This is a genomic window from Fusibacter sp. A1, assembly GCF_004125825.1.
Lineage (GTDB): Bacteria > Bacillota > Clostridia > Peptostreptococcales > Acidaminobacteraceae > QQWI01.
The window spans coordinates 1-16147 of record NZ_QQWI01000008.1 but is presented as its reverse complement, the minus strand read 5'-3'; the positions used below and the strand labels follow the sequence as shown (position 1 = coordinate 16147).

Annotated in this window: 17 protein-coding genes and 1 riboswitch; of the genes, 13 read left to right on the top strand and 4 right to left on the bottom strand. The window is 43.0% G+C overall.

Annotation, left to right across the window (positions count from 1 at the left end; genetic code table 11):
* Window positions 1-13: 13 nt before the first annotated feature.
* Window positions 14-448 carry a GNAT family N-acetyltransferase gene (locus DWB64_RS12235; RefSeq protein ID WP_129488537.1) on the bottom strand — a complete coding sequence of 145 codons (435 nt, stop codon included), beginning with the start codon at window positions 446-448 and terminating at the stop codon, window positions 14-16.
* Between the two features lie 69 nt (window positions 449-517).
* The gene (locus tag DWB64_RS12230) at window positions 518-1126 is read right to left on the bottom strand and encodes a PHP domain-containing protein (protein WP_164980390.1); all 609 of its coding nucleotides are present in this window, start codon (window positions 1124-1126) and stop codon (window positions 518-520) included.
* A gap of 175 nt (window positions 1127-1301) precedes the next feature.
* Between DWB64_RS12230 and DWB64_RS12225 the strand changes: the two genes are divergently transcribed.
* Window positions 1302-2291, top strand: a complete 990-nt coding sequence (locus DWB64_RS12225) for a DUF4003 family protein (RefSeq protein WP_164980389.1) — start codon at window positions 1302-1304, stop codon at window positions 2289-2291.
* A 53-nt stretch (window positions 2292-2344) separates the two neighbouring features.
* Here DWB64_RS12225 and DWB64_RS12220 read toward each other — a convergent pair whose 3' ends face one another.
* Window positions 2345-3859: a SulP family inorganic anion transporter gene (locus DWB64_RS12220; RefSeq protein WP_129488534.1), complete on the bottom strand. Its 1515-nt coding sequence runs from the start codon at window positions 3857-3859 to the stop codon at window positions 2345-2347.
* 303 nt (window positions 3860-4162) lie between these two features.
* Here DWB64_RS12220 and DWB64_RS12215 point away from each other — a divergent pair, with 303 nt between their 5' ends.
* On the top strand, window positions 4163-4900 hold the full coding sequence (locus DWB64_RS12215) for a nitroreductase family protein (protein WP_129488533.1): 738 nt from the start codon (window positions 4163-4165) through the stop codon (window positions 4898-4900).
* 5 nt (window positions 4901-4905) lie between these two features.
* Window positions 4906-5370: a DUF188 domain-containing protein gene (locus DWB64_RS12210; protein WP_129488532.1), complete on the top strand. Its 465-nt coding sequence runs from the start codon at window positions 4906-4908 to the stop codon at window positions 5368-5370.
* On the opposite strand, the gene DWB64_RS12205 is transcribed toward DWB64_RS12210, so the two are convergent.
* Window positions 5367-6014 carry a Crp/Fnr family transcriptional regulator gene (locus DWB64_RS12205; RefSeq protein ID WP_129488531.1) on the bottom strand — a complete coding sequence of 216 codons (648 nt, stop codon included), beginning with the start codon at window positions 6012-6014 and terminating at the stop codon, window positions 5367-5369. The two genes, DWB64_RS12210 and DWB64_RS12205, sit on opposite strands and share 4 nt — an antisense overlap.
* Before the next feature lie 107 nt (window positions 6015-6121).
* Between DWB64_RS12205 and DWB64_RS12200 the strand changes: the two genes are divergently transcribed.
* The 10 genes from DWB64_RS12200 to DWB64_RS12155 all read left to right on the top strand — a co-directional run bounded on the left by DWB64_RS12200 (window position 6122) and on the right by DWB64_RS12155 (window position 15988).
* Window positions 6122-6604 (top strand): permease, encoded by a 483-nt coding sequence (locus DWB64_RS12200; RefSeq protein WP_129488530.1) that lies wholly within the window; start codon window positions 6122-6124, stop codon window positions 6602-6604.
* Window positions 6601-7152 (top strand): permease, encoded by a 552-nt coding sequence (locus tag DWB64_RS12195; protein WP_243118979.1) that lies wholly within the window; start codon window positions 6601-6603, stop codon window positions 7150-7152. The genes DWB64_RS12200 and DWB64_RS12195 overlap by 4 nt, the downstream gene beginning before the upstream one ends.
* A gap of 114 nt (window positions 7153-7266) precedes the next feature.
* Window positions 7267-7764, top strand: a complete 498-nt coding sequence (locus tag DWB64_RS12190) for a hypothetical protein (protein ID WP_129488529.1) — start codon at window positions 7267-7269, stop codon at window positions 7762-7764.
* A gap of 129 nt (window positions 7765-7893) precedes the next feature.
* Window positions 7894-7978: riboswitch (cyclic di-GMP riboswitch) on the top strand.
* A 91-nt stretch (window positions 7979-8069) separates the two neighbouring features.
* Window positions 8070-8420 (top strand): hypothetical protein, encoded by a 351-nt coding sequence (locus tag DWB64_RS12185; protein WP_129488528.1) that lies wholly within the window; start codon window positions 8070-8072, stop codon window positions 8418-8420.
* Between the two features lie 371 nt (window positions 8421-8791).
* Entirely contained in the window at window positions 8792-9757 is a 966-nt protein-coding gene (gene rsgA / locus DWB64_RS12180) for a ribosome small subunit-dependent GTPase A (protein ID WP_164980388.1), read from the top strand.
* Between the two features lie 135 nt (window positions 9758-9892).
* Window positions 9893-11440 (top strand): DEAD/DEAH box helicase, encoded by a 1548-nt coding sequence (locus tag DWB64_RS12175; RefSeq protein ID WP_129488526.1) that lies wholly within the window; start codon window positions 9893-9895, stop codon window positions 11438-11440.
* Between the two features lie 7 nt (window positions 11441-11447).
* Window positions 11448-12113, top strand: coding sequence for a response regulator transcription factor (locus tag DWB64_RS12170; RefSeq protein WP_129488525.1), 666 nt, complete (start codon window positions 11448-11450; stop codon window positions 12111-12113).
* Complete coding sequence (locus DWB64_RS12165) at window positions 12110-13111, top strand: HAMP domain-containing sensor histidine kinase (RefSeq protein WP_129488524.1); 1002 nt, start codon at window positions 12110-12112, stop codon at window positions 13109-13111. Before DWB64_RS12170 ends, DWB64_RS12165 begins: the two co-directional genes overlap by 4 nt.
* 143 nt (window positions 13112-13254) lie before the next feature.
* Window positions 13255-14022 carry an ABC transporter ATP-binding protein gene (locus DWB64_RS12160; protein ID WP_129488523.1) on the top strand — a complete coding sequence of 256 codons (768 nt, stop codon included), beginning with the start codon at window positions 13255-13257 and terminating at the stop codon, window positions 14020-14022.
* Window positions 14006-15988 carry an ABC transporter permease gene (locus DWB64_RS12155; RefSeq protein ID WP_129488522.1) on the top strand — a complete coding sequence of 661 codons (1983 nt, stop codon included), beginning with the start codon at window positions 14006-14008 and terminating at the stop codon, window positions 15986-15988. Before DWB64_RS12160 ends, DWB64_RS12155 begins: the two co-directional genes overlap by 17 nt.
* Window positions 15989-16147 lie beyond the last annotated feature (159 nt).

Below are 16147 nucleotides of genomic sequence, written 5' to 3'. Positions count from 1 at the left end.
GGTTTTATTTTGCTTATTTACGATACCAAGTACAGTGGAACGCCAACATATCAAGCGGGTGGTCTTTTATTTCTCTACACTTAAAGCCTAAAGACTTGAAAAGCTCCACATTGTTTGGATATGCTTCAACTTCAAGCGTCTTAAAGGTCCTTTCAGAAGTGAGATGCTCGATTAGCTTTCGGGCGTATCCCTTGTTGCGCTGGTCTTCCTTGACGGCAAGGTGCTTTAGAATGAATTTGACACCGTCGATCTCCGTACCACCGATGATGCCGATTACCTGTGAACTATCTTCTAGCACATAGAAGAACCCTTGATTCTTAGAATAAGTCGTCTGTGCTGCCTTACGGATCTTTCCCTCAGTGGGAGAAACGATACACATCGACAGCAGGGCTGCAATCTGTGGATTTGAATGGATTTCATCATGTGATTCTATTCTTGTAATTGTCATTATTAGTCCTCATAGGTTCGTCTGATAGTTTTTCAATACACATTGTATCACATGTTACTCTAAAACAGGCTATTTTAACGTCATCGCGCTAAATTTTTTTGATTTGAGCGCATGAACTATCAAGTCTTCTGTGGTACAGGAGTCGTCGAACGTATTGTAATAGCAACCTGTCTTACGATCATAGTGGCTGTCTGAGTTCGTAACCACAGGGATTTTCAGCTCTTTTGCGAGTGATAAACGCCTATCATAGTTTTCCTCGTTTAAATTGGAGGATAAAAGCTCGACAGCGTGGGGAGGATGTAGGTATACATCGGGATGTACAACATCAGAAAACCTGAATGGATGTGCAAGAATGATGGCACCACCAAGTTCCTCAACAAGCTTATACAGGTCCTTATAGGTGAAATGCCTATTTTCGATTGCGGTGTCATGGACTCCGATGACCAAGAAATCCTCATAACCGATATCGAGTACCGTAACCTCTATCGCTTGATAGACCTTAAATGGAGCGTGAACCTTATTGAGCCCATCCAATTGCTCCTGAGGAAACAGTTTCATGTGTTCGGTGATGAAGATCGCGTCAAGACCCTCGTTGATTGCCGCCTGAATCTGATCCTCGATGGATGATACGGCGCAATCGGAATAATTGCTGGAATGTACGTGAAAATCTATTTTCATAAGTTGCCTCTCTTTTTTGTTGACCCATTCCATTTTAACACATCTCAATCGCTTAGAGGAGTCTGGTGATAGGCGGTTTCTTAAATTTAGGAAATCATAAGGATAAAACTGGATTATTCAAGCTTGCATGGGTATGATTATAGATAGGGAAATCACTTTTGAAAGAGAGGGCATTATGATTAGATATCAATCAAAGGCAACTGATTTTGTAGAGAATTACAGCCTGCTCAAAGCGGCGTTCAAATGGGACCATAACCTGATCAACTATTTTGGAGCCTTGATGGCTGTTGGAGAAAAGAAACAGGTCGATACGGAGGAAATCAAGGAAATCAGGAAGTATATCAAGAGCAACACCACTGTCTTCTCGCAATTTAGGGGAATGAACGAGCTGCTTGTCGCACTGATGATTTGGTTGGAGCCAGGAGCAGAACGCGTATTTGACAGAACCATAGAGATATACGATAGTTTAAAGGATAGCGGCTTTAAAGGCGGCACCTACCTGCCTATGGCAGCCATCATACTTGCAAAGAACGAAACAAAGAAATCGGTGGAATCCATGATCTTTAGAATGCATGAGTTTTATGACGGAATGAAAGAACAGCACTTTTTCTTAACAGGGCAGGACGACTATGTGTTTGCAGCGTTACTTGCGGCAACTGAGCTTGTTCCATCAACCACCCTAAAGCTGATCGAGGACTTTTATCGTGATCTGCACAGTAATGGGTTTTCAAAAGGAAACGCGCTACAAAGCCTATCACATGTGCTTGCAATAGGTGATGAGCCTTATGATAAGAAGCTCGAAAAAACAATCAGAGTCAACAAGGCATTTACGTCAAAGGGATACAAGTTTAGAGACTACACGATGAGCAACCTAGGTGTGCTGGCACTACTGACAAATGATCCAGAATCCCTTGTGGACGAAGTACTCGAGGTCTCCGACTGGCTAAAGACGCAAAAGGGTTTTGGAGGCTTTAGCCTTGACAAGAAGACCAGAACGATTCTTGCGAGCAGCCTTATCGCGTATCAGTACATGGACGATAGTGAAGTGACCTTTGAAAAGGCAGTGCTTGCAAACAGCATTCAGACCCTCATCATCGCCCAGCAGGTAGCCATGAGCGCGGCTGTGATCGCAGCATCGGCAGCGGCGACCAGCGCAAGTACGTGATGACACCTTCAAAACATACTAAAAAAGGACCGAATATATTTCGGTCCTTAATTTTATGCCAACTTATCGGATGCTACATGATATCGTGGATCTTCGAGGATGTTCACTTCAACAAAATCCTTCGCGTTTTCAAGCAGTTCCTTGCACTCCGAGCTTAGATGTCTTAGGTGGATGGTTTTGCCGCTAGCCAGGTATTTTGCAGTGATCGCATCGATTGCTGCGATCGCCGAGTGGTCATGGACATGTGAGTTCATAAAGTCGATGATCACATCGTCAGGATCTTCGTTGATGGTGAATATATCCTGAAAGTTTTTAATCGATGCGAAGAAAAGTGGACCGTCAAGCAAGTAGACTTTAGAACCGCAGTCTTCCATGCGAGTACGCGCTGTGACGTTTTTGCCTTTGTTCCATGCGAACACCAATGCGGATAGGATGATACCAAGTGCCACAGAGACAGCAAGGTTTGTGAATACAGTTACGATAGTCACAACGATGATGACAAGCGCGTCTGATTTTGGAATCTTATTGATAATACTAAGTGTGGTCCATTCAAACGTAGCGATGACTACCACAAACATGATGCCCACGAGTGCGGCAATCGGAATGATTGAAATCAGACTTGAACCGAACAGGATGAACGCCAAAAGTGAAAGCGCGGCAGTGATGCCTGAGATGCGTCTTGTTCCGCCAGACTGAATGTTTAGCATACTTTGACCGATCATCGCGCAACCGCCCATACCGCCAAACACGCCACAGACGATGTTGGCAACACCTTGACCGATGCATTCTCTGTTACCATGACCACGGGTATCGGTTGTTTCATCGATAAGGCTCATGGTCATCAGTGACTCGATAAGTCCGATTGTCGCCATAATCACCGAATAAGGGATGATGGTAATCAGCATATCGATAGATGCAGGGACATTGGGGATGTGGAACTTAGGCAAACCACCTGAGATGGTCGCAAGATCGCCGACTGTGCGTGTATCGATGTTGAAGATGTTTACAAGCAGTGTCACAAAAGCAATCGATGCGAGTGTTGCAGGTACTGCCTTAGTCAGTTTAGGGAAGAATTTGATGATTCCCATCGTTAAGAGTGTTAGTCCAGCCATGATCAGTAGCGGCATACCTGTCAACCAGTGGTGGTCGACTTTGAAATGCTCGAACTGAGAGATAAAGATCACAAGTGCCAGACCGTTGACAAAGCCGATCATGACTGTATGAGGAACCAGCCTGATAAACTTACCAAGCTTGAACAGGCCGGCAAGAATCTGCAGCAGGCCCATCAGAATAACGGCTGCAAACAGATATTCGAGCCCGTGGCTGAGCACAAGCTCTGTAATGACGACTGCAATTGCGCCTGTGGCACCAGAAATCATTCCAGGACGTCCGCCAAAAGCCGACGTGATCAGACCAATAATAAAGGCAGTGTATAGACCGACAAGCGGATCGACACCTGCTACAAAAGAAAAGGCGATGGCTTCTGGCACTAGCGCGAGCGCGACAGTGATGCCGGATAAGACATTGTCTTTCATTGTGGATGGCAATTTGTTGGTTAATGAGTACATATAAACTCCTTCTGTTGTCCTTAAGTTTTCAAGTGTCAACTATAACACAAGCAGTGTGTTGAGGCAATGTTTGAGTAAATAGTGCAAATATTTAGACTGCGTGGATATGGATACCCAGAATTTTGGGGATTAAGAAAAGAAATGAGGGATGATTATTGATTGGTGATTGGGGATTGGTGATTGGGGGTTGGTGATTGGGGGTTGGTGATTGGGGATTGGTGATTGGGGATTAGATGATGGGTGATGGGTGGGGGATATAGTGGTATAATGGAGGGGAAGAGTGAGGTTTAGGAGGGAGTTTATATGAATGAGGTATTGAGAGGGCTTGCGGCGCGTAAGTCGGTTAGGGTGTTTGAGGATAGAGCGATTGGTGAGAGGGAGAAGAAGGCGATTTTGAACGCTGCATTTCAGGCGCCAACTGCCGGTAACCAGATGTTATACACGATACTTGACATCACGGACCAAGAACTTAAGGATAGGCTGGCTGTGACTTGCGATGATCAGCCTTTTATCGCAAAAGCACCTTTAGTGCTGATTTTTTTAGCCGATTGCAGAAGATGGCTTGACGCTTACAGACACGCAGGACTTGAAGCTAGAGACCCAGGTGCGGGTGATTTGCTCCTTGCCTGCCAGGATGCTGTGATCGCGGCGCAAAATGCGGTAGTAGCCGCCGAATCCTTGGGGATAGGGTCGTGTTATATCGGCGATATCCTTGAAAATGCGGAAGAACACATGGCAATGCTTCACCTGGATGAGTTCGTGCTTCCTATTACAATGCTTGTATTCGGTTATCCGACCGAGCAGCAAAAGGAACGTGAGAAACCACCACGATTTGAAGAACGGTTTATCGTGCAAGAGAACACCTATAAGCGCTTGAGTGAAGAAGACCACCGTACGATGATGACAAACAGGGCCAATAAGGCGTCATTCGACTATGATGAGTTCATCACCCGTTTTTGCACACGTAAGTATATGTCCGATTTTTCGAAAGAAATGTCTAGATCTGCAGCGATCTATCTAAATAAGTTTAAAGGCGAGTAAAAAATATGACTGAAAACACAAATCAAAATGCCCGTACCATATGGATCGATGCCGATGGGTGCCCCGTGGTGAAAGAAAGCGTAAGAATTGCAAAAAAACATCACTGGAACGCGGTTGTCGTTAAAAACCATGCGGTACAGATAACAAGCGATTATGCGGCGGTTATAACAGTGGATACCACAAGGGACGCGGCTGACTTTTATATCGCCAACCATATGAAGCAAGGCGATGTCGTGGTCACAGGGGATTACGGCCTTGCTGCAATGGCGCTTGCAAAATCAGGTAAGGTCATTACCAATAACGGCAGGTACATCACAAATGAAACAATCGATTTTGTCTTGGAGACAAGGCACGAAAACAAGATGAACAGAATGCAGGGCAAACGGGGAACTAAGATAAAGAAAAGAACAGCGGGTGACAATGAACGCTTTACTGAAGCGCTCATCGAGCTTGTGAGCAAGATGGTCTAAAGCTCAAATAGGTCGTGATCTAAGATGGTGATTGATTTGTTGTCAAAATCGATGATGCCATCTTTTTTCATTTTTTGGAGTTCTCTTGAAAGCGAGGTGCGTTCCACGCCAAGTTTTTGTGCAAGTTCGGTTTTGGTCAGCCTCAATTCGATGGTGGGTGATTTTGATCTTCTGTATCTTGATTGTAGATAGGTGATGATGTTTTCGCGAATCGTCTTTTTAGAGTAGCGTTTGATGGTGTCTCCAAGATACAGCGACCGATCGGCGATCGTCCTTAGGAGTTCGGTTAAAAACACCTGATTCTCTGTACAGAGTCTTAGGATCGCTTCTTTAGTAATCACTAAAAGACGCGTCTTTGTCTGAGCGGTCACCGTCATCGGGAAAAACGGTTCTGATGAAAACAAGAGGTTTCCACCAAGAATCTCATAGTTTTCAAAGGTTCCGATTTGCAACTGATTTCCGTTTTCGTTGATGCGGTCGACAGATACGGTACCGTCTATGATGATTTCAAAGTGCGTGCACCGTTCACCTTCAAAATGGATGACTTCATTTTTAAAATAAACTTTGTATAAGTAGTCGGTGGTATCCAACTGTTTTTGAGTGATGAGTTCTTCAACGGTTTCTAATAAGATCATGTTTTTCATGAAAACCTCCTAATGTGTTACCATGGTAACAGATTGATTGTCTTCATTGTACTATCATTGGTATTAACATACAAGAAAGAGTACATTAACATTTATAGGAGGAAACAATGGATATCTTAACAATACTGTTTTGGGTGATCACTGGTAGTTGGATGATTTGGTCGCTCTTCAAGGACAAGAAAAAAACACTTGGCACCATGAAAAAAACAAAAGCCAAAATGGGAAGCATGATGGGCGAAATCGTAGCGATTATTTTTCTTATCGGTCTGGTGCTGGCGTGGATACCGCCGGAGCAAATAGAAAAAGTGCTAGGGGCTTCAACCGGATACCTATCGACAGTCCTTGCGGCGTTAATCGGAAGCATCACGCTCATTCCAGCTTTTGTGGCTTTTCCACTGGTGGGATCTCTTGTCGATTCGGGTGCAAGCATCGTACCTGCTGTGGCATTTTTAACCACACTTACGATGGTTGGCGTCATGACCTTTCCTATCGAAAAAAAGGCGTTCGGACTTAAGTTCACCCTGATCAGAAACGGTTTCAGCTTTGTCGCAGCGCTTGTTATCGCATTTGCAATGGGGGTTATCTTATGATGAAACTTAAAAAACTACTTAATAACAAGGCGTTCTTACTTGTCCTTTTAGGTTATGGACTCACCATGTTCATTGATCCGTCAAGGCTACTACTCGCCCTAAAGGGTAGTTCATATTACTTGATAGAAATGGTTCAAATCATGCCGGTCGTATTCATGCTGACCGTATTGATTGAAGCTTGGGTACCCAAGCATGTGATATCCAAGAGCTTAGGACAAGATGCCGGATTCAAGGGAAACCTAATGGCTCTTCTTTTAGGCAGCATCTCGGCAGGACCAATCTACGCGGCGTTTCCGATCTGCAAGGCCCTTTATAAAAAAGGTGCGACCATCGTGAACATCGTAATCATCTTGAGCGTATGGGCGGTCATCAAAGTACCTATGCTTGCCAATGAAGCCAAGTTCTTGGGCGGAGAGTTCATGACGGTAAGATGGATCTTAACGGTAGTTTGCATACTGATCATGTCATACGGCGTCGGATATTTTGTCAAGGCGAAGGACTTTGCAGTCAAGTTAACCGTGCAAGAAGAGGAGATTCAGGTGAATTGATCCTTTGATTAAGATTCCCTTAGAGAACAATTAAGAAAGAGTGTAGCTACTTGAATTCGATTTATTCTTGTAGGATACTAGACTTAACAACATGTTTATGAAGGGGGTTTACTTATGAAAGGCAATTTATTAGGAGTTATTCTGGTCGGAATCGGCCTCGTGTCGTTACTTGGAAACATCGGATTTTTAGGTGATGAGCTATTTCTGCTGTTTGTATCGGCAGCGTTCTTCCTTGCTTACTTCGGTGGTAAAGGTAAACGTTCATTAGGTTTTTTAATACCGGCAATGCTGATCGCTGGGGTCGGAGTATTTGCGAATATCGAACCTATTTTAGGTGTGATGGAGGGTCCTGTATTCTTCTGGATGATAGGAGCGAGTTTTGCAGGCATCCACGTCATTCATAAAGCGAATGGGGGCACGTTCAAATCGACAGCTTGGGCCATGTATCTAGGACTAGGACTTGCGGCATTCGGCGTATTCGTATTGACAATTGAAGTCATGTCCTTTGAACCCTTGGCAAGACTCATCAAGTTCATCTGGCCACTCGCCCTGATCGCAGGCGGTCTGTTACTCATAAAACGACATAAGACGATTGAGAAAGAACCCTTTTAAGGTGAATTGAAGATCAAAACAGAGATTACAAAAAGTGATCTCTGTTTTTTTATTTGAAAAAACATTGGAACCCCACGCATATTAGTGTTTTTTTGCTGAAAATATGTGTTACAGTATGAACTGTACTTAAATGAATATTGGCAAATCAACTGAAAGGTTGAGACGCAAAGCCGTGGGTCTAAGGTGTAAAAGCTATGATTGCCAGGTTGCCGTTATAAAGATAATAATGATGAGCAGCCGTATGGGCTGCTTTTTTTGTGGGCAAGAATGTTAAAAACAAGGAAAACTACTAAGAGGAGAAGAAAATGAAAAAATCAATGGTTATTGTGGTACTGGTAATTGGCATCGCTCTAGGCGGTGATCTGTTGCAAATCCTGTTCGGAAGCGCTCTACTATCAAATTGGGGTAGCGTGATCCTGACTGGTCTGCTTCTTGGAATGCACATGGGGAAAAAATACGCAGGCAGGTTGGATACAAAACAGTTCATCGATACCTTATCGCTGATCGGTGCGATTACAAAAGTTGTGATCACTGCGATAATGACAAGTCAAACGACGCTTCTCGCACTAGTGCTGATCGCCTTTTTGAATGTGGTGGTCATCAATATTGCGCTTAATGTTGGATTTAAGTTAACAAAGAAAAAAGAACTGTCTTAAAGGTGGGGCAGTTGATGAGTAGACAAGTAGTGAGAGGTCAGTGAATGTGTTAGTTGTCAGGAGGATGTATGTTTTTGTGAACTCATAAACCCTCATACAATAAAATAAGGTATATGAGTTACAAGCACTTAAACGTATTTTAAACTACAAAAATACAGGCAGTGGGCGTTTCAGAACACAAAACGTTCTGAAGTGGTGAAATACTTCGTACATTTTTATAATCGTTTATTCCAATTTTGATAACTTAATCTGTGCTAAACTAAGTTATCTAGTATTTAAAGGAGGTCGATGACAATGATAAAAAACAATAGAACATTCAAACTACCATCGACAAATGGTGTCGGTGGCTTTTAATTATTTTGGAGGCTTATTTGACAGATTATCAGAATGAATGGAAAGGCCGTGTGATTGCATCGCATGGCAAATTGGTTACGTGCTTAATTAATGACGTTGAAGTGAACTGTGAGGTTGCGGGGTCGTTTTTCAATCAAGAGGTAATTGATCTACCGACGGTTGGCGATTGGGTGTTTTGTGATCGTGATTCGGATAAGAACGGACGTGCGATTGTACACCGTATTGAAGAGCGAACTAGTGAGTTTAGCAGAAAAGTTGCTGGTGGTAGGCTTGATAAACAGGTGATTGCTGCTAATATCGATACGATCTTCATTTTGATGTCACTGAATCACGATTTGAATTTTTCAAGACTTTTACGTTATGTGACCATTTCAAAGAGTAGTGGGGCAAATGTTGAGGTCGTGCTTACAAAGTCCGATCTGATGCCCGAAGCGATTTGGGTGGTTGAAGATATCAAGAGTCAGTCGGGTATTGAACATGTACATGTCATCAGTGTACTGACAAATGACGGCATGGAAGAGCTGAAATCAAGAATTAAACCTGAGCAGACCATAGTTTTTGTCGGTAGCTCGGGGGTTGGAAAGTCGACGCTTACCAATACGCTTCTTGGCGAAGAGGTCATGAGCATTGGCGGGCTTAGAAACGACGACAGGGGTAGACATACCACCACGCACAGGCAGATGCTCAAAACAGAAAGTGGAGCTTGGCTGATTGATACTCCAGGTATGCGTGAGATTTCGTTTATCGACCAAACGGATGGTCTGAGCGAAGCATTTAGCGATATCACAGAACTGATCGACAAATGCAGGTTTAATGACTGCTCTCATAAGAACGAACCCGGTTGTGCGATAAACCATGCACTTGATAGTGGCGAGCTGTCGGAGTGGAGGTTTGCTGAATATTCCAAGTACCTGAAAGAAATGGCTTTTTTTGAAAGTAAAATGAGAAGGAAGCTGAATAAAGATAAAAAGAATAAAAAGTGAGTTGGAAGCCTAAGGATTCAATTTCTTGGGCTTTTCTTTGTTTTAAGTACACTACCTATTAGAAGTAACTTTCTATTTTATCTGAACAATGATACAATCAAATAATGAGACTTTATAGATGAAAGAGAAGGAAATATGGAACAAACATTTAAGGAATTAGGCGTATCAGAAGAAATTTTAAAGGCACTGAAGGAAATGGGATTTGAACAACCGACAGAAGTTCAAACGAGAACCATTGGACCTATAATGAATAAAGAGGATTTGATCGTTAGGGCGAAAACAGGTAGTGGTAAGACCGCTGCGTTCGGTATTCCTATGCTTCAGTTGATCGACGGAAAGTCAAAATTGCCTCAAGGGCTTATCCTGACTCCTACTAGAGAACTGGCTGTACAGGTTAACGATGAGGTTAAAAGAATCGCAAAGCATCTTCCTCTTCGTGCCACGGCTGTTTATGGGCAACATAACATGAATACCGAAATGGATGAACTTGAAAAGGGTATTTCACTGCTTACAGGTACTCCAGGTAGGGTTTATGACCATATCAACCAAGGGAACTTTAGAACCAATGAAGTTAAGTTCTTAGTGCTTGATGAAGCGGACAAGATGCTGGATATGGGCTTTATCGACCAGGTGGTTAAGATTATCAAGGCGCTGCCTAAGGACAGGATTACTTTATTGTTCTCAGCGACAATGCCATTTGAGATTCAGAATATCTCTTGGGAATATATGAAAAACCCTGAGACGATTGAAATTGAGTCGGATACAAAGACGGTGGATTCGATCCATCAAACCTATTACCGCGTGGAGCATCATGAGAAGCGCACCCAGATGCACAGGCTCTTGATGGTCGAACAACCGGATTCGTGCATGATTTTTTGTAACACGAGAGCCATGGTTGACCGCGTCAATGAGTACTTAGAAAGAAAAGGCTATGCTACAGAAGCCTTACACGGCGCTATTTCGCAGGCTAAAAGACTTAAGACGATCAACCGTTTTAAGACGGGGGCCTTTAAGATTTTAGTCGCGACCGATGTGGCAGCCAGAGGAATACACGTGGACGATCTGTCACTTGTAATCAATTACGATATTCCTGTTGAAAGGGATAGTTATGTTCATAGAATCGGTAGAACCGGTCGTGCCGGTAACGGTGGACGCGCACTTACTCTTGCTACTGCTGAGGATATCATGAGCCTTTATGAAATTGAAGAGCACATCGGTGCGATGATTGAAGAAGGCGAGCTTCCTACAGACCAAGAAGTCAGAGCGTCAAGGACTGCAGCCGAACTTAAACTGTTCGGTCCTAAGAAGTCACCGAGAGAACACACTGCAAAACGTGTTCATGCGTCGCCTGCTAAGGAAAAGTATAAGAAGGCAGAGGCAAAACCTATTAGAAAAGCGACTGTAAAACCAGCAGTTGTGAAACCTGTTGTTGTTAAACCGGTTGAATACAAACCGGCAGAGGCAAAGGTGGCTGCTTCTAAACCTGCAAAAACTTACGAGTACAAAGCGGGTAAACCTGCTGTAAATAAGCAAACTTCGGTAACATCTGATAAGAATAAGGCAGTCAAGGCTTACTCAAAGGATGAAGTGGCAAAAGTGCTTGCCAGTTACCAATCGAAGGGTAAAGTCAAGAAGAAGGAATCCATCTTTAAGACGATCTTCAAAAGAATGTTAAAAAAGTAGGTGTTGTATGTCTAAATTAATGATTATCGAAGATGACGAGAGCATTCGCAGAGAGTTGAGCACTTATCTTGAGAAGCACGGTTTTGAAGTAATTGCGCTTGATGAGTTTAACGATGTGGCCAAAAGGTCTGTCGCAGGCGGGTATGATCTGATTTTACTGGATATCAATTTGCCTGTAAGCGATGGACACTACATCTGTAAGGAAATCAGAAAGTCAAGTGATGTGCCAATCATTATCGTGACAAGCCAAGATACAGAGATGGACGAGCTTATGAGCATTACTTTTGGTGCCGATGATTTTATCACCAAACCCTATAACCTTCGTATCTTGCTTGCTAGGATCAATTCCTTGTTACGTAGAACCGTAAAGTCGGCGGTTGCCAACAAATTGGAACATAAAGGGCTGGTTTTGGATGTTAAGAACGCGGTCGTTCGCAAGGGTAGTCATGAGGTTGAACTGACAAAGAACGAGCTTCGCATTCTTACGACCCTTATTGAACATAAGGATGAAATAGTGTCACGTTCTGAAATCATTGAAGAACTTTGGGATTCGGACGCTTTTGTCGATGACAATACGCTGACTGTGAATGTAAACCGTTTGAGAAAGAAACTTGACAGCATCGGTGCTGTGGATTTTTTGACGACCAAGCGGGGCATGGGATATAAGGTATGAGTCTTCTCGGATATCTAAGTGACAAAAAAGTACTGTTGGGACTGCATGCGGTTTTGGTGGTTACTTTATACTTTACGCTTAAGGCGTTCATGATGACTCCGGCTGCGATCGGTTTTGTCCTACTGCTGATCATCACTACGGATCTTGTTTATGTGATTTATGACGTATTTCGTAGGTATACTTACTATAAGAATATTGAATCGGTTCAAGATACACTCGATAAGAAGTACCTGATTGCGGAAGTCGTTGAGAACCCAAGTTTTTTTGAAGCGCAGGTAATGTTTGAACTGCTTCAGTCCTCACTTAAGAGTATGAACGATGAAATCGGTATGCATCAATACGCCTCTAAAGAGTACAGGGAGTATATCGAAGCATGGGTACATGAGATTAAGTCGCCGATTGCTGCTGTAAGGCTGATGATGGAGAACGATCAGATTAGCGGCACTAGCGGACTTGCCGATGAGATGGCAAGAATTGAAGAGTATATCGAACAGGCACTGTTTTATGCAAGATCAACGCAGCTGTCTAACGATTATTCGATTAAGACAGTCGAGCTGCGACCAGTTGTCAATGAAGTCATTAAGAAAAAGGCCAAATCCTTGATTGGAATCGGCGCAAGTGTTGATACACTGGGAGTGCAAGGTCTCGCGCCGATCGATACAAAATGGTTTCAGTTTATTCTGGGGCAAATCGTATCTAATAGTATCAAGTATAGAAAAGAAAACCTGACGATTAAGATATGGACCAGGCAGTGTGAACATTCCATTTTGCTGTATATCGAGGACAACGGTTGTGGAATAGCCCAAAAGGATCTTGAGAATGTGTTCAATATGGGCTTTGTAGGCGTCAACGGGCGTAAGAACTCCAAATCGACCGGGCTGGGACTATACTTATGTAAAACCTTATGCGCTAAAATGAGTCTGGCCATCGGTGTTGAGTCTATCGAAAGCCAGTTTACAAGAATCACGATAAGCCTACCTATGCAAAACAACTACTAGCGATGCCGAACTGATATGAGGTATCGCTATAATTATGCGGATTTTTAACTTACATTTCTGTTAGTTAATTGTTATGAAGATACATGTAATCTAATCGTGAACTGCGTTAAGCTAGAATCATAAAACGTGCTTAAGGAGGTAGTATGGAAAACGTATTGAGTGTGAACAGGTTAGAAAAATATTATGGAAACAAGGGAAATGTGACTAAGGCGCTTAACGGCCTATCTTTAGAAATGAAAAAAGGTGAATACGTGGGCGTAATGGGCGCATCAGGGAGTGGAAAAACAACGCTTTTAAACTGCATAGCCACGATAGACCGTCCTACTGCGGGGCAGATCACCATAAACGGCGAGAACGTAACGATGCTTAAGAGCAAACAGCTGGCAAAATTCAGAAGGGACTCGTTAGGTTTTGTCTTTCAAGATTTCAATCTGCTGGATACCCTAACAGGCTTTGAAAATATTGCTCTTGCCCTTACGATGACAAGAGTGCACCGCCTAAAGATTGAGGACTCTGTGAAGGAAGTGGCTTCTACGCTTTCTATCGAGAATATTTTGAACAAGTACCCCTACCAGATGAGCGGTGGTGAAAAGCAGAGGGTCGCGGCCGCCAGGGCGATTGTGTCAAGTCCGTCCTTGATCTTAGCGGATGAACCTACGGGGGCGCTTGATTCAAAATCATCTAGGCAGCTACTGGAAAGCTTTGAAGTGCTTAATCAAAAGAAGGGGGCTTCCATTCTGATGGTTACCCATGATGCCTTTACTGCTAGCTACTGCCACCGGATAGTGTTTATTAAGGACGGTGAAGTATTCACCGAACTTAGACGCGGTACGGATTCCAGAAGTGAATTTTTTGCTCAAATCATTGATGTGTTGACTCTTTTAGGAGGGGATAATGCTCATGTACTTTAGACTTGCTGTAGGAAATATTAGAAAGAGTGTTAAGGATTATCTAATCTATTTTTTAACGCTGACTTTTGGGATATGCTTGTTTTACTCTTTCAATTCTATCGGTGCCCAAAAGGCGATGCTGGTCTTGTCGGATCCGCAGCTTGAAAGCTTAAGTGTGATCAATGAGGTGATGAATTATTTTTCAGGAGTCATTTCGGCTGTGCTTGTCTTTTTAATGGTCTATGCGAATCGGTTTCTTATCAAGCGCAGAAAAAAGGAACTTGGAATCTATATGGTTCTCGGTATGAACAGACTATCTGTGTCCGCCATACTTGTGCTTGAGACTGTTCTTATTGGGTTTGTTTCACTGGTTTGCGGACTAGTGATGGGCGTCGTTGCCTCTCATTTTTTATCTATTGTGACTGCAAATCTATTTAAAGCGGATCTTTCAAGTTTTCAATTTATCTTTTCAGTGCCCGCATTCGTTAAATCGATTGTATTCTTTAGTGTCATATTCATTCTGGACATAGTCCTTAACACATTCACTATCTCAAGACTAAAACTGATCGATCTCTTATATGCGAAGGTTAGGAATGATGAGCTTAGGAACAAGAATTTACTCTTTCATAGTCTTGTCTTCTTACTGTCAGTTATCATGATCGGTGTGTCTTATCACCTAATTATGAAAAACGGTATGATGAGTCTGGATTTAGAGTTTCAGGGTTCTATCCTGTTCGGTTCTTTAGGGACAGTACTCTTTTTTAAATCCTTTACGAGCATATTGATTTTGCTGCTGACAAAGCATGGCAGAGTCTATTACCGAGGAATCAATATGTTCACCGTCAAACAGATTCATGCCAAGCTTACTGGAACCTATTTGTTGATGGCGCTGGTTTGCATCTTGATGCTGATTGCGATTGGAACCTTCAGCACAGGTATGGGAATCGCTCAGGTCTTGGAAGCCAATTTGGAGGAGAGCCTGCCTTTTGATGCGGGTGTCGATTTATGGGTTCAAGACGATGTGCCTCCCGATTTAGTTGACATTGCTGTCCGCAGTGGATTCTCACGGGACCAAATCAGTTTGGAACGCGTCTATTTTACGAATATGGATTTGAAATCATTGGTTAACGCAGAGGCATATCACGGATATAGCGACGATTTTTTAGCGTCGATAAAACTTCAGGCGATGTCGATCGACGATTATAATGATTATTTAAGATTAGCTGGTGAACCGATTGTTGAGCTAAAGCAAGATGAGGCGATTGTGGTTTATGATGTGAATAAGCTCAAGTCGTTTTACGATGATCTAAGCAGAGTTGGGGGAAAGTTTGATTTTGGCGGAATGACCCTTGACCTTGTTGATGTGAAAAGGCAAATTCTGAGTAATAGGCCGGTGCTTACCAATACGGGCACTTTGATTGTTAATGAAGGTTTGTTGGTTGACTTGGAGCTTCGTGCGCATTTTATGAATATCGATTACAGAGACATGGACCAGTTGGAGGCTACAAAAGCATTTGGGAAGATAATCAGTTCTATTGAGAGAATCTATTATGCCTTTGGTACCCTTAGGGAAGATATTCTGTTGGAATCAGTCGGAATCAAGACGGTTGTTTCTTATGTAGGTGTATATGTTGGTATCATATTTATGATGTCTAGTGCTGTAATGCTTGCACTGCAACAACTGACAGAAACCAGTGATAACGTGGAACGCTATTTGCTGCTTTCAAAACTCGGTGTATCTAAGAAGTGTTTGTCAAGTTCGATTTTTAATCAGATTGCCTCATATTTCATGTTTCCATTAGCGCTGACAGTGGTACACTCGATTGTTGGAATCAATGTGGCAAGCAATATCGTCAGGATGCTGGGTGACCTCGATATCTGGCTTAATCTATGGATTACAGCAGGTTTTACTCTGGCAATTTTTGGGAGTTACTTCATAATTACTTATATATCTGCCAAAGCGGTCATCATGCAAAATATCAAATAGTTTGAAAGCGTTGTACGTTATTGCTGTACAGCGCTTTTTTTATGTGCGCCCAGCATGGGCGCAATCCAACGGGTGCAAGTCCCGAACACGCCCTAGTAGTGGGAAGTGTATAGCTTAAGGCAAGGGTGTCGCGGGTGACTGCGAATCTGAAGGAAGCCG

What these genes read in the sequence shown, in the direction of transcription:
- DWB64_RS12225 (WP_164980389.1), top strand. Translation starts at nt 1,302, where the DNA reads ATGATTAGATATCAATCAAAGGCAACTGATTTTGTAGAGAATTACAGC.
- DWB64_RS12170 (WP_129488525.1), top strand. Translation starts at nt 11,448, where the DNA reads ATGTCTAAATTAATGATTATCGAAGATGACGAGAGCATTCGCAGAGAG.
- DWB64_RS12165 (WP_129488524.1), top strand. Translation starts at nt 12,110, where the DNA reads ATGAGTCTTCTCGGATATCTAAGTGACAAAAAAGTACTGTTGGGACTG.
- DWB64_RS12185 (WP_129488528.1), top strand. Translation starts at nt 8,070, where the DNA reads ATGAAAAAATCAATGGTTATTGTGGTACTGGTAATTGGCATCGCTCTA.
- DWB64_RS12195 (WP_243118979.1), top strand. Translation starts at nt 6,601, where the DNA reads ATGATGAAACTTAAAAAACTACTTAATAACAAGGCGTTCTTACTTGTC.
- DWB64_RS12190 (WP_129488529.1), top strand. Translation starts at nt 7,267, where the DNA reads ATGAAAGGCAATTTATTAGGAGTTATTCTGGTCGGAATCGGCCTCGTG.
- DWB64_RS12205 (WP_129488531.1), bottom strand. Translation starts at nt 6,014, where the DNA reads ATGAAAAACATGATCTTATTAGAAACCGTTGAAGAACTCATCACTCAA.
- DWB64_RS12160 (WP_129488523.1), top strand. Translation starts at nt 13,255, where the DNA reads ATGGAAAACGTATTGAGTGTGAACAGGTTAGAAAAATATTATGGAAAC.
- DWB64_RS12210 (WP_129488532.1), top strand. Translation starts at nt 4,906, where the DNA reads ATGACTGAAAACACAAATCAAAATGCCCGTACCATATGGATCGATGCC.
- DWB64_RS12220 (WP_129488534.1), bottom strand. Translation starts at nt 3,859, where the DNA reads ATGTACTCATTAACCAACAAATTGCCATCCACAATGAAAGACAATGTC.
- DWB64_RS12200 (WP_129488530.1), top strand. Translation starts at nt 6,122, where the DNA reads ATGGATATCTTAACAATACTGTTTTGGGTGATCACTGGTAGTTGGATG.
- DWB64_RS12175 (WP_129488526.1), top strand. Translation starts at nt 9,893, where the DNA reads ATGGAACAAACATTTAAGGAATTAGGCGTATCAGAAGAAATTTTAAAG.
- DWB64_RS12230 (WP_164980390.1), bottom strand. Translation starts at nt 1,126, where the DNA reads ATGAAAATAGATTTTCACGTACATTCCAGCAATTATTCCGATTGCGCC.
- DWB64_RS12235 (WP_129488537.1), bottom strand. Translation starts at nt 448, where the DNA reads ATGACAATTACAAGAATAGAATCACATGATGAAATCCATTCAAATCCA.
- DWB64_RS12155 (WP_129488522.1), top strand. Translation starts at nt 14,006, where the DNA reads ATGCTCATGTACTTTAGACTTGCTGTAGGAAATATTAGAAAGAGTGTT.
- DWB64_RS12215 (WP_129488533.1), top strand. Translation starts at nt 4,163, where the DNA reads ATGAATGAGGTATTGAGAGGGCTTGCGGCGCGTAAGTCGGTTAGGGTG.